Annotated in this window: 11 protein-coding genes; 6 read left to right on the top strand and 5 right to left on the bottom strand. The window is 72.5% G+C overall.

Going from position 1 to position 11,729, the window contains the following annotated elements; all coding sequences use genetic code 11:
* Positions 1–6: 6 nt before the first annotated feature.
* The 5 genes from HUT06_RS29670 to HUT06_RS29690 all read right to left on the bottom strand — a co-directional run bounded on the left by HUT06_RS29670 (position 7) and on the right by HUT06_RS29690 (position 4,003).
* Positions 7–978, bottom strand: a complete 972-nt coding sequence (locus tag HUT06_RS29670; RefSeq protein ID WP_176198724.1) for a zinc-binding alcohol dehydrogenase — start codon at positions 976–978, stop codon at positions 7–9.
* Entirely contained in the window at positions 935–1,786 is an 852-nt protein-coding gene (locus HUT06_RS29675) for a CDP-alcohol phosphatidyltransferase family protein (RefSeq protein WP_254715451.1), read from the bottom strand. Before HUT06_RS29675 ends, HUT06_RS29670 begins: the two co-directional genes overlap by 44 nt.
* Positions 1,786–2,445, bottom strand: coding sequence for a GTP cyclohydrolase II (ribA, locus tag HUT06_RS29680; RefSeq protein ID WP_176198725.1), 660 nt, complete (start codon positions 2,443–2,445; stop codon positions 1,786–1,788). The genes HUT06_RS29675 and ribA overlap by 1 nt, the downstream gene beginning before the upstream one ends.
* Positions 2,446–2,558: 113 nt before the next feature.
* The gene (locus HUT06_RS29685; RefSeq protein ID WP_217711514.1) at positions 2,559–3,305 is read right to left on the bottom strand and encodes a nucleotidyltransferase domain-containing protein; all 747 of its coding nucleotides are present in this window, start codon (positions 3,303–3,305) and stop codon (positions 2,559–2,561) included.
* The gene (locus HUT06_RS29690; protein ID WP_254715452.1) at positions 3,302–4,003 is read right to left on the bottom strand and encodes a nucleotidyltransferase domain-containing protein; all 702 of its coding nucleotides are present in this window, start codon (positions 4,001–4,003) and stop codon (positions 3,302–3,304) included. Before HUT06_RS29690 ends, HUT06_RS29685 begins: the two co-directional genes overlap by 4 nt.
* Before the next feature lie 206 nt (positions 4,004–4,209).
* On the opposite strand from HUT06_RS29690, the gene HUT06_RS29695 reads away from it, so the two are divergent.
* The 6 genes from HUT06_RS29695 (at position 4,210) to HUT06_RS29720 (ending at position 11,610) form a co-directional block, all read left to right on the top strand.
* Positions 4,210–5,523, top strand: coding sequence for an ABC transporter substrate-binding protein (locus HUT06_RS29695; RefSeq protein ID WP_176198726.1), 1,314 nt, complete (start codon positions 4,210–4,212; stop codon positions 5,521–5,523).
* Complete coding sequence (locus tag HUT06_RS29700) at positions 5,520–6,515, top strand: carbohydrate ABC transporter permease (protein WP_176198727.1); 996 nt, start codon at positions 5,520–5,522, stop codon at positions 6,513–6,515. Before HUT06_RS29695 ends, HUT06_RS29700 begins: the two co-directional genes overlap by 4 nt.
* Complete coding sequence (locus HUT06_RS29705) at positions 6,512–7,336, top strand: carbohydrate ABC transporter permease (RefSeq protein ID WP_176198728.1); 825 nt, start codon at positions 6,512–6,514, stop codon at positions 7,334–7,336. Before HUT06_RS29700 ends, HUT06_RS29705 begins: the two co-directional genes overlap by 4 nt.
* An 82-nt stretch (positions 7,337–7,418) precedes the next feature.
* Positions 7,419–9,047, top strand: coding sequence for a glycoside hydrolase family 13 protein (locus tag HUT06_RS29710; RefSeq protein WP_217711515.1), 1,629 nt, complete (start codon positions 7,419–7,421; stop codon positions 9,045–9,047).
* Between the two features lie 10 nt (positions 9,048–9,057).
* A complete protein-coding gene (locus HUT06_RS29715; RefSeq protein WP_176198730.1) occupies positions 9,058–10,104 on the top strand; it encodes a LacI family DNA-binding transcriptional regulator in 1,047 nt (348 codons plus the stop codon).
* A 210-nt stretch (positions 10,105–10,314) separates the two neighbouring features.
* Entirely contained in the window at positions 10,315–11,610 is a 1,296-nt protein-coding gene (locus HUT06_RS29720; protein WP_254715453.1) for an ABC transporter substrate-binding protein, read from the top strand.
* Positions 11,611–11,729: the final 119 nt, after the last annotated feature.

Below are 11,729 nucleotides of genomic sequence, written 5' to 3' on the forward strand. Positions count from 1 at the left end.
CCCTCCTCAGTAGACGATCCGATGGCACAGGGCGGGCAGCCGCCCGGCCGCCAGCGCGGGCATGATCCGCGGCAGCTCCGCGAAGGTGCTCTCCCCCGTGACCAGCGCGTCGAACGCGGGGTTCGCCAGCAGCCGCAGCGCGAGCGCCAGCCGGTCGGCGAAGCTCCGGCTCGCCCGCCGGGCCGGCGGCACCGCGCCGACCTGGCTGCCCCGCACGGTCAGCCGCCGCGAGTGGAAGAACTCCCCCAGCGGCACGCTGACCTTCCGGTCGCCGTACCAGCTCAGCTCGACGACCTGCCCGTCCGGGGCGAGCAGCTCCAGCGACCGGGCCAGCCCCGCCTCCGTCGCGCTCGCGTGGACGACGAGGTCGCAGCCGCCCGCCGCCCGCTCCGGCGTGGCGAAGTCCACGCCGAGCGCCTCCGCGACGGCGAAGCGGGACGGGTCGGTGTCGACCAGCTCGACGCGGCACCCGGGGAACCCGGCGAGGACCCCGGCGACCGAGCAGCCGACCATCCCCGCGCCGACCACGGCGATCCGGTCACCGACCAGCGGCGCCGCGTCCCACAGCGCGTTCACGGCGGTCTCGACCGTCCCCGCCAGGACCGCCCGCTCCGGCGGCACCCCGTCCGGGACGGGCGTGACCGCGCCCGCCGGGACGACGTACCGGGTCTGGTGCGGGTAGAGGCAGAACACGGTGCGGCCGGCCAGCTCGGCGGGGCCCTCCTCGACCACGCCGACGTTGAGGTAGCCGTACTTGACCGGGCCCGGGAACGTCCCGTCCTGGAACGGCGCCCGCATGACCGCGTGCTGGTTCGGCGGGACGCCGCCGCGGAACACGATCGCCTCCGTGCCCCGGCTCACGCCCGAGAACAGCGTCCGGACCAGCACCTCCCCTGGCCCCGGCTCCGGCAGGACGGCATCGCGGATCTCCCCCTTACCGGGCGACAGGATCCAGAAGGCGCGCGCGTCGCGCTCCATCCCCGCTCCTCCCCCGAGTCGCACCCGCCGCGTCCAGCACGTCCGCCGCGCCCGCCGGCCCGGCCGCCCGCCGGTCGCGCCGCGCGAACAGCCACCGCACGTCCCGTCCGAACGACCACACCAGCAGCGCCAGCGCCGCCGCCACGAGCAGCCCCGCGTGCGGGACGACGCCCGCCGCGGCCACCACCAGCACCACGCCCTGCACCACGGCGACCGCCTTGCGCGCGACGCTCGGCCGCAGGTCGGCGCGCAGCCACGGCGCCGCCCAGGCCGCCGCGCCGAACGCGTACCGCATCGCGCCGATCGCGAGCACCCACGGCCCCGCCGACCAGGCGACCTGCACGCTCAGCACCAGCACCAGGAAGGCGTCGGTCTCCATGTCGAACCGCGCGCCGAGCCTGGACGCCGTGCCGGTGCGCCGGGCGACCCGCCCGTCCACCCCGTCCAGGACGAGCGCCACCGACGCGGCCGCGACCAGCGCGAACGTGTGCCCGCCACCGGTCAGATGCCCCGCCACCAGGGCCGCCACACCCCCGGTCAGCACGACCCTGGCCAGCGTCACGTGGTCGGCCGGCCCGAGCGCGCGCCGCCGCCGGAACGCCCGCGCGAGCAGCGCCCACGCGGCCAGCGCGTATCCGCCGCCCACGGCCAGGCCCGCGTGGCCGGGGCGGAGCACCGCGAGCAGCGCCAGCTGCGCCGCCGCCGCGAGCGCCAGCTCCGGCCCCCGGGTCAGCCGGGGCCGGCGCGGCGGCGCGAGCGTTAGGCGCACGGGCGCCGCCGGGCGCGTCAACGTCATCGGCCGCGTCATCAGCGCACCTCGCTGACCGGAGCCGTGTCGAGGACGGCGGGGGCGTCCAGCTGCGGCAGGTCGTGCCCGAGCCGGTCGCGCTTGGCGGTGAGGTAGCGGACGTTGTCGTCGCTGACGGGGACGAGCAGCGGCACCCGCGCCGCGACGGCGACGCCGTAGGACTCCAGCGCGCTGACCTTGTCCGGGTTGTTCGACATCAGCCGCACCGACCGGACGCCGAGGTGCCGCAGGATCCGCGCGGCCGGGCCGTAGTCGCGGACGTCCACCGGCAGCCCGATGGCGGTGGCGGAGTCGACGGTGTCCAGGCCCTGGTCGTCCTGCAGGACGTGGGTGCGGACCTTCGCGACGAGGCCGATCCCGCGCCCCTCGTGGCCGCGCAGGTAGACCAGGACGCCCGCGCCCTCCCGGACGATCGCGTCCAGCGCCGAGCCGAGCTGGTCCCCGCACTCGCAGCGGGTCGCGCCGAAGATGTCGCCCGTCATGCACTCGGAGTGCATCCGGACCAGCACGTCCGCGCGCCCCCGGACGTCGCCCCGCACCAGCGCCATGTGCTCGTGCCCGTCGACGGGGTCCCGGAAGGCGACGGCGCGGAACACGCCCCGCCGGGTCCTGAGATCCGCCTCCGCGATGTCCTTCTGGTCGATGCCCTGTTCGCGCATCGCTCCCCTTCCTCGGCTCCGCAATCACCTCTGGTACGTGGCGACCGCACCCGGTGGTTGCGTCCCAAAACGGTCCGTACAACCGGTGGCACGCAGGGGAGGCTCCGCAGGGTTCAGCCTAGGCGCGCGCGGACCACCAACTCGTGAAGGGCACGGCGGTTCGCGGGGACTTCCGGCAGGCCGGTGGCGCCGCGCTCGTCCTCCAGCCGGGCGGTGAGCGCCGCGACGTCGTCCCGGAGCCGCGACGGTGCGGGCGCGTCCGCCGGCAGCGCGCCGTGCTCGGCGGCGCGCTTGGCCTCGACCAGCTCCGGCAGGTAGGCGGGCCCGTCCCCGGCGAGCCGGGTCAGGTCGGCCTCGACCTCGCCCGTCCGCATCAGGTGGACGCCCGTCAGCAGCACCCGGAACGTGTAGAGCAGCGGCTTCAGCTCGCGCGCCTTCTCGAACAGCGCCCACTGCGTCCGCGCGAACCCCAGGTAGTGGTGCGCGTGGTTGGACGTGACCAGCCCGGGGACCAGCGACTTCAGCTCGGCGTGCACGGCCGAGGTGGTCACGACCAGCGGGGACATGACCTGCTCCAGAACGTAGCCGTTGCGCCGCAGGAGCAGCGTGCAGAACTTCGCCAGGTCGTGCGTGACGGCGTCGGCCTCCACGCCCGCGTGGTCCCACATCAGCGTGACGGTCTCCTCGCCCTTCTCCAGGCCGACGAGCTCCTCCAGCGGCAGCAGGTGGGCGCCGCGCAGGTCGATGTCGGAGTCCTCGGAGGGGAAGCCGTACAGGTGCGCGCCGCTGACCGTGAGGAACGCGCGGGGGTAGGGGTGCTCGGCGGCCAGGCGGGCGAGCATGCCCTCGGGGAGTCTCACCAGTTCACGCTCCTGCGGCGGACGGAGATCAGCAGGTCCTCGACCGCGGCGCGGTCGGGTTCGGGCGGTAGCGGGGTGCGGGGCATGGCGGCGTCGATGCCGGCGGTGAGGGAGGCGCGCCACGCCTCGACCTCGGGCCAGCCGACCTCGCCGCGGCGGACGGCGAGGAGGCGGTCGCGCAGGTCGCCGACGTCCACCCGCGGCTCGCCGTGCCGGACGAGGTGCAGGCCGCTCTCCAGCAGCCGCAGCATGTGCATGACGTGCTTCCAGCGGGGCGCGCCGCCGTTGCGCAAGTCGCCTTCCAGCTTGCGGAACTGGGCCTCGGCGTAGCGGAGGAACGTGCGGTGCGCGTGCCGGGACAGGAAGGCCGGCCGGACGGCCAGCAGCTCCTCGCCGACCGGTGTGACGCGTTCCACGATCGGCGACCAGAGGCACTCCAGGACGGTCGGGTTCGCGCCCAGCGCCAGCTCGCAGAACCGCTCCAGCTCCCACGAGAACTGCTCGGGCAGCGGGCCGTCCAGGTGGGTCGGCGGCTTGGTGAAACCCCAGAACAGCGGGGCCGGGGCCGCGTAGACGCCGCGCCGGTCGACGTCACTTCCACTCGTCGCCAGGCCGTAGGCTCGCGAGCCGGTCACCACGGACAGGATCGTGTGGTCGCGCACCAGGTCCAGCGCCGCGCCGGGGTCGGGATTCGTCACGGAGGCAGCCTCGCGCAGCGCCCGCGCGGGTGTCGAGCGGATTGTCCGGCCGCTGTAAACGGTTACAGATCGGCCACGGACTTGCTGAAAATTTCTGCAAGAGGTTTACCTCTCTGCAACACGTTGCTAACGTCCCGGTCCAGCCCCAATCTCTTGACCTGCGGGACGACGGCCCGGCGCGGCACGTCCCCGCGAAGGAGGACACCATGCGGCGCACCCCCCGGATCGGCGGCGCCCCCCTGGCGGGCGCCCTCGTCTGCGCCGGCCTCGCGCTCTCGCTCACCGCCTGCGGCGGCGACGACGGCGGCGCGAAGGGCGGCACGAGCGAGGCGAGCCTGCAGGGCCGCGGCCCCATCACCTTCGTGACCGGCAAGGACCGCTCGGGCTACCTGCAGAAGCAGGTGGACGGCTGGAACGCCGAGCACCCGAAGGAGCAGGTCCGGATCATCGAGCTGCCGGACGAGCCGAACGACCAGCGGCAGCAGATGATCCAGAACGCCACCACCAAGTCCGACGCCTACTCGGTGCTCAACCTCGACGTGGTGTGGACCGCCGAGTTCGCCGCCAACCGCTGGCTCACCGAGATCCCCAAGAGCCAGGTCGACCTGTCGAAGATGCTGCCCGCGACGATCACCACCGGGCAGTACCGGGACCGGCTGTACGCCGTGCCGTCCACGTCCGACGCCGGGATGCTCTACTACCGCGAGGACCTGCTGAAGAAGGCCGGGATCTCCGCGCCGCCGAAGACCTACGCCGAGATGTGGGACGCCTGCGCCAAGGTCGAGAAGCTGCCCGAGGCCAAGGGCATCGACTGCTTCTTCACCGAGGTCAACAAGACCGAGAGCCTGACGATCAGCGCGGTCGAGGCGATCGGCAGCGCCGGCGGCTCGATCATCGGCGCGGACGGCAAGCCGACGCTCAACACCCCGCAGGCCGAGCAGGGCGTCGAGTTCCTCGTGAAGGCCAAGAAGGAGCACATGCCGAAGGAGGCCGTCACCCTCGACACCGAGGGCGGGCGCCGCTACTTCCAGTCCGGCAAGCTCGTCTTCCAGCGCCAGTGGCCCTACCAGTACGCGCTGGCCGACCAGAAGGACGGCTCGTCCAAGGTCGCGGGCAAGTTCGCGGTCGCGCCGCTGCCCGGCCCGAACGGCCCCGGCGTCGCCAACCTCGGCGGCCACAACCTCGCGATCTCCGCGTTCGCCAAGAACAAGGCGTCCTCGCTCGACTTCATCCGGTACCTGACCGGTGAGCAGTCGCAGCGCGCCAACCTGCTCGCCACCTCGCAGGCCCCGACGGTCGCCGCGCTGTACGACGACCCCGAGATGGTGAAGAAGTTCCCCTACCTGCCCGTCCTGAAGCAGGCCATCGCGAACGCCAAGCCGCGCCCGGTCGCGGTGAAGTACGGCGACGTGACCGCCGCGATCCAGGGCGAGATGTACGACGCGGTGACCGGCAAGAAGCCCGTCGACCAGGCCCTGACGGACCTGCAGGCCAAGCTCCAGCCGCTGACCGCGCAGTGAACACGGCCGCCACCGAGACGCCGTCCGCCGCGGGAACCCCCGCGGCGGGCGCCGCCCGCAGGCGCGGGCGCGACGTGCAGGGGACCAGGCGCCTCGCCGCGCTGCTGCTGTCCCCGACGCTGCTGGTGCTCGCGCTGGTCATCGGGTACCCCGTCCTCGCGGGGTTCCGCGAGTCGCTGTACGCGCGCGGCGAGGGCCTGGACGCGCAGGGGTTCGTCGTCGAGGGCGACCGGTTCGTCGGCCTGGACAACTACACCGCGATCTTCCAGGGCGACCGGGCCGACGCGTTCTGGAACGCCTTCTCCAACACCACGTTCTTCACCCTGACCACGGTGGTGCTGGAGACGCTGATCGGCGTCGCGATGGCGCTGATCATGCACCAGGCGTTCAAGGGGCGGGCGATCGTGCGCGCCAGCATCCTCGTGCCGTGGGCGATCCCCACCGCGATCTCCGGGCTGCTGTGGCGCTGGATCTTCCAGGCGGACGGCGCCGCGAACGCCCTGCTGCGCGAGCAGATCCTGTGGACCGCCGACGGGTTCCCCGCGAAGGCGGCCGTCGTCATCGCCGAGGTGTGGAAGACCTCCCCGTTCATCGGGCTGCTCGTCCTCGCCGGGCTGCAGATGATCCCCCGGGACGTCTACGAGGCGGCCCGGGTGGACGGCGCCGGGCCCGTCCAGCAGTTCTTCCGCATCACGCTTCCGCTGGTGAAGCCCGCACTGCTGGTCGCCGTGCTGTTCCGCATGCTGGACGTGCTGCGCATGTTCGACCTGCCCGCCGTGCTGATCGGCGTCAACCAGAAGTCGGTGGAGACGCTGACGATGATCGCCTGGTTCGAGGCGTCCAACCTGCGCTACGGGTCGGCCGCGGCGTACGCGACGATCCTGTTCCTCTACATCGCGCTGATCGCGTACCTGTTCGTCAAGCTGCTCGGCGCCGACATCATCGGCGAGGCCCGCCGGCAGACCAAGCGTGAGCGGAGGAAGGCGGCATGACCCAGGCCAAGCGGCTGCTGTCCTATCTCGGGTTCGCGGCGGTGGCGGTGTACTGCCTCGCCCCGTTCTACTGGATGACGATCTCGGCGTTCCGCCGCCCGCAGGACCAGTTCGACAACTCGGTCGTGCCGTCCCGCTGGTCGTGGGAGAACTTCTCCGCGGTCTTCTCCGGCGGCAACGGGTTCGGCAGGGCGCTGCTGAACAGCCTCATCGTGGCCGGCCTCACCACCGTGCTGACCCTGCTGATCGGCACGTTCACCGCCTACGCGCTGGCCAGGCTCGACTTCCGGTTCAAGAACGCGGTGCTCGGGCTGATCGTCGCGACCACGATGTTCCCGGGAATCTCGCAGCTGGTCCCCTTGCTGAAGCTCTTCACCGACATCAAGTGGATCAACACCTACCAGGCCATGGTGCTGCCCAGCCTCGGGTTCGCGCTGCCGCTGTCGGTGTGGCTGCTGACGGCGTTCTTCCGGCAGCTGCCGTTCGAGCTGGAGCAGGCCGCGATGGTGGACGGCTGCACCCGCGGCCAGGCGTTCCGCAAGATCATCGTCCCGCTGGCGGCGCCCGGGGTGTTCACCACGGCGATCCTGACGTTCATCGCCGCGTGGAACGAGTTCCTCATCGCGCTGTCCATGGTCAACAAGAAGGAGATGCAGACCGCCACGGTCGCGATCTCCAAGTTCACCGGCGTCTCCGGGTTCGACCAGCCGTTCGGCACCCAGATGGCGGCCGGGGTGATCGTGACCGTCCCGCTCATCGCCGTGGTGCTGGTCTTCCAGCGCCGCATCGTCGCCGGCCTCACCGCCGGCGGCGTCAAGTGACGCACCCCCGTCCGCATACGCACCCGAACCCGCACCCGCACCCGCACCCGCACCTCGCAGGCTCCCGATCCGAAGGATGTTCATGACCCAGGACACCCTGCTCGTCCACGCCTCCCACCCGGAGGAGGAGGGCACCCGCTGGTGGCGCGACGCCGTCATCTACCAGGTGTACGTGCGCAGCTTCGCCGACTCGAACGGCGACGGCGTCGGCGACCTGCCCGGCGTCCGCTCCCGGCTCCCCTACCTCGCCGGACTCGGCGTGGACGCGCTGTGGCTGACCCCGTTCTACGTCTCGCCGATGGCCGACTTCGGCTACGACGTGGCCGACTACCGCGACGTCGACCCGCTGTTCGGCACCCTCGCCGACGCCCGCGGGCTGATCGCCGACGCGCACGCGCACGGCCTGCGGATCATCGTGGACGTCGTGCCCAACCACACCTCCGACCGGCACGCCTGGTTCCGGGCCGCGGTCGCCGCGCCCCCGGGCTCCCCGGAGCGCGCCCGCTACATCTTCCGCGACGGGCGCGGCCCAGACGGCGCCGAGCCGCCCAACGACTGGGAGTCGGTGTTCGGCGGCCCCGCCTGGACCCGGCTGCCGGACGGCCAGTGGTACCTGCACCTGTTCGCGCCCGAGCAGCCCGACCTGGACTGGGAGAACCCCGAGGTCCGCGCCGAGTTCGCGGACATCCTGAGGTTCTGGCTCGACCTCGGCGTGGACGGCTTCCGCGTGGACGTCGCGCACGGCATGGCCAAGGCCCCGGGGCTGCCGGACGTCGGCCACCCGAACCAGGTCGAGATGCTCGGCACGGCCGTCCTGCCCTACTTCGACCAGGACCCGGTGCACGACATCCACCGCGAGTGGCGGCGCCTGCTCGACTCCTACGGCGGCGAGCGGATCGCCGTCGCCGAGGCGTGGGCGCCCACGCCGCAGCGGCTCGCCCACTACACCCGCCCGGACGAACTGCACCAGGCGTTCAACTTCCACTACCTGACCGCGCCGTGGGACGCCGCGCCGCTGCGCGAGGTGATCGAGGAGTCGATCCGCACCGCCGCCGAGGTGGGCGCGCCCGCGACCTGGGTGCTGTCCAACCACGACGTGAAGCGGCACGTCACCCGGTACGGCGGCGGCGAGGCGGGGCTGCGGCGCGCCCGCGCGGCGGCGCTGCTCACGCTCGCGCTGCCCGGCTCGTCCTACGTCTACCAGGGCGAGGAGCTGGGCCTGCCGGAGGTCCTGGACCTGCCGGAGGAGTTCCAGCAGGACCCGCAGCGGCTGCGCGGCGAGGGCGCCGGCCGCGACGGCTGCCGCGTCCCGCTGCCGTGGGAGGGCGAGGAGCCCCCGTTCGGGTTCGGCGCGGGCCCCGCGTCCTGGCTGCCGATCCCGGCGGACTGGCGCGACCTCACCGTGGCCGCGCAGAGCGCCGACCCCGGTTCCACGCTCGCCCTCTACCGCGAGGCACTGCGCCTGCGCCGCGAGCACCCCGCCCTCGGCGACGGCGGACTGCGCTGGGAACCGGCCCCAACCGGCACACTTGTCTTCGTCCGGGACAGCGGGGGGAGGCGGCTCGGGTGCGCGGTCAACACGGGCGGCGGGACGGTGCGGCTCCCCGCGCGCGGCACGCCGCTCCTCGCGAGCGGACCGGTCCGGCTGGAGGGCGGCCACCTGGACCTGCCCCCGGACACCGCCCTGTGGTGGGAAGTCGAGGAGGGCTAGTTTGAAACCCATGACGACACGCCTGGCGGACATCGCGGCGCACGCCGGGGTGAGCGAGGCGACGGTGAGCCGCGTGCTCAACGGCAAGCCGGGCGTGTCCCCGACCACGCGCCAGGCGGTGCTGACCGCCCTGGACGTGCTCGGCTACGAGCGCCCGGCCAAGCTGCGCCAGCGGCGGGCCGGGCTGATCGGGCTGATCATCCCCGAGCTGACCAACCCGATCTTCCCGGCGTTCGCCGAGGTCATCGAGAGCGCGCTCGCCCGGCACGGGTACATGGCGGTGCTGTGCTCGCAGGCGCCGGGCGGCGTGGCCGAGGACGACTACATCGAGATGCTGCTGGAGCGCGGCGTCGCCGGGATCATCTTCGTCAACGGCCTGCACGCCAACGCCAACTCCGACCGGGCGCGGTACGCGCGGCTGCTGGAGCAGGCGCTCCCGATCGTGCTGGTGAACGGGTACCGGCCCGACATCGACGCGCCGTACATCTCGAACGACGACGTGGCGTCGCTGGAGGCGATCGTCGCGCACCTGGCCGCCATGGGCCACCGCCGGATCGGGCTCGCGATCGGCCAGGACGTGTACGTGCCGACGCGGCGCAAGACCGAGGGGTTCCGGCGCGGGATGGCCGCGCACACCGGGCTCTCGGCGGCCGAGATCGACGAGCTGATCGTCAACACCATGTACACGGTGGAGGGCGGGCAGGCGGCGGCGTCCAAGCTGCTGGACGCGGGGTGCACGGCGATCTGCGGGGGCAACGACATCATGGCGCTCGGCGCGATCCGGGCGGCGCGGGCGCGGGGGCTGCAGGTGCCCGAGGACGTGTCCGTCACCGGCATGGACGACTCGCTCCTGACCGCCTACCTCGACCCGCCGCTGACGACCGTCCGGCAGGCGGTGCGGGAGATGTCGATGGCCGCGGTGAGCACCGTCCTGGACGAGATCCGCGGCGACCGCGCGCCCCGGACGGAGCTGCTCTACCGGCCGGAGCTGGTCGTCCGGCGGTCCACGGCGCCGGCTCCGGCGCCGGCCCGGCTCTCGCCCGTCCAGGAGGGCTGACCGGCCTGGTCGGGGCCTGCCGACCGGCGCCTGACCGGTGTCTGACCGGCCGTCGGGCGGGGCCTGACCACCCTGGCCCGGCGGACAGGTTGTTGTAACGGTTATGTTTCGGCGCATTGACAGTGAGCCCCGTCACGGTCTTTCCTTCGTGGGAGCGCTCCCACACCACTGCAAGACACAACCTGAGAGGGGTCCGCCATGAGGGCCATCATGCGGCGCGGACTGAGTACGGCGATGGCGGCGGTACTCGTCGGCGGCCTCGCCGTCGCGTGCGGCGGCGACGACAACGACGAGGGAGGCTCCGACAGCGGGCCGGTCGAGCTCACCGTCGACGTCTTCGGTGAGCCGGGCTACGACGCGCTCTACAAGCAGTACGAGCAGTCCCACCCGAACGTCAAGATCAAGCAGCGCAAGGTCTCCACGCTGGACGAGTACAAGCCGCGCATCCAGCAGTGGATGGCCACCGGCAGCGGCGCGGGCGACGTCGTCATGCTGGAGGAGGGCATCCTCCCGCTCTACATGCAGCAGAAGACGAAGTTCGTCAACCTCTTCGACCACGGCGGCAAGGACCTGGAGAAGAACTTCCTGCCGTGGAAGTGGCAGATGGGCCTCACCCCCGACGGCAAGCAGCTCATCGGCCTCGGCACCGACATCGGCCCGCTGGCCATGTGCTACCGCAAGGACCTGTTCAAGAAGGCCGGCCTGCCCACCGAGCGCGACAAGGTCGGCGAGCTCTGGGCCACCTGGGACCAGTTCCTGGAGACCGGCAAGAAGTTCCAGGAGAAGGTGCCCGGCACCAAGTGGCTGGACGGGCCGACCGCCGTGTTCCGCGCCACCGTCCTGCAGAACGCCGGCAACGGGCCCGGCTACAGCTTCTTCGACAAGAGCGACAACCTCGTCTACGACAGCAACCCCGCCGTCAAGCAGGCGTTCGACACGTCGCTGAAGTTCGCGGAGAACAAGCTCACCGCGGACATGTCCATCTTCACCCCGCCGTGGCAGACCGCCCTCAAGCGGGACACCTTCGCCGCGCTGCCGTGCCCGTCCTGGATGCTCGGGGGCATCGAGGAGTTCTCCGGCGACTTCGGCAAGGGCAAGTGGGACGTCGCCAAGACCCCGGGCGGCGCCGGCTACTGGGGCGGCTCATGGCTCGCCGTGCCCAAGCAGACCAAGCACGCGAAGGCCGCCGCCGAGCTGGCCAAGTTCCTGACCTCGCCCGAGGGCCAGGTGGCCGCCTACAAGGCCGCGAACGTCTTCCCGTCCTCGCCGCAGGCCGCGCAGGACCCGGCCGTCGCGGGGGCGAAGAGCGCCTACTTCGGCGACGCCCCGGTCGGCAAGATCTTCGGTGAGCTGGCGGCCGGCGTGAAGCCGGTCCACCTCGGGCCGAAGAACGAGGACGTGCGGGCCGCGGTCGAGAACGTCCTGATCTCCGTGGGCCAGGGCAAGCAGAAGCCCGCCGACGCCTGGGCGAAGTCGGTGGAGGAGGCCAAGAAGGCCGCCAGGTAACCCCCGGCGACCCGTGACCACGGCGGCGGCGCCGCGCCGATACCTCCCCGCCGGCGCCGCCGCCGTTCCCCTCTCCGCTCTCCCCGCTCCGTCCCGTCCTCGGAAAGGAGGCGCACGAC

This window comes from Actinomadura sp. NAK00032 (assembly GCF_013364275.1).
Classification (GTDB): domain Bacteria; phylum Actinomycetota; class Actinomycetes; order Streptosporangiales; family Streptosporangiaceae; genus Spirillospora.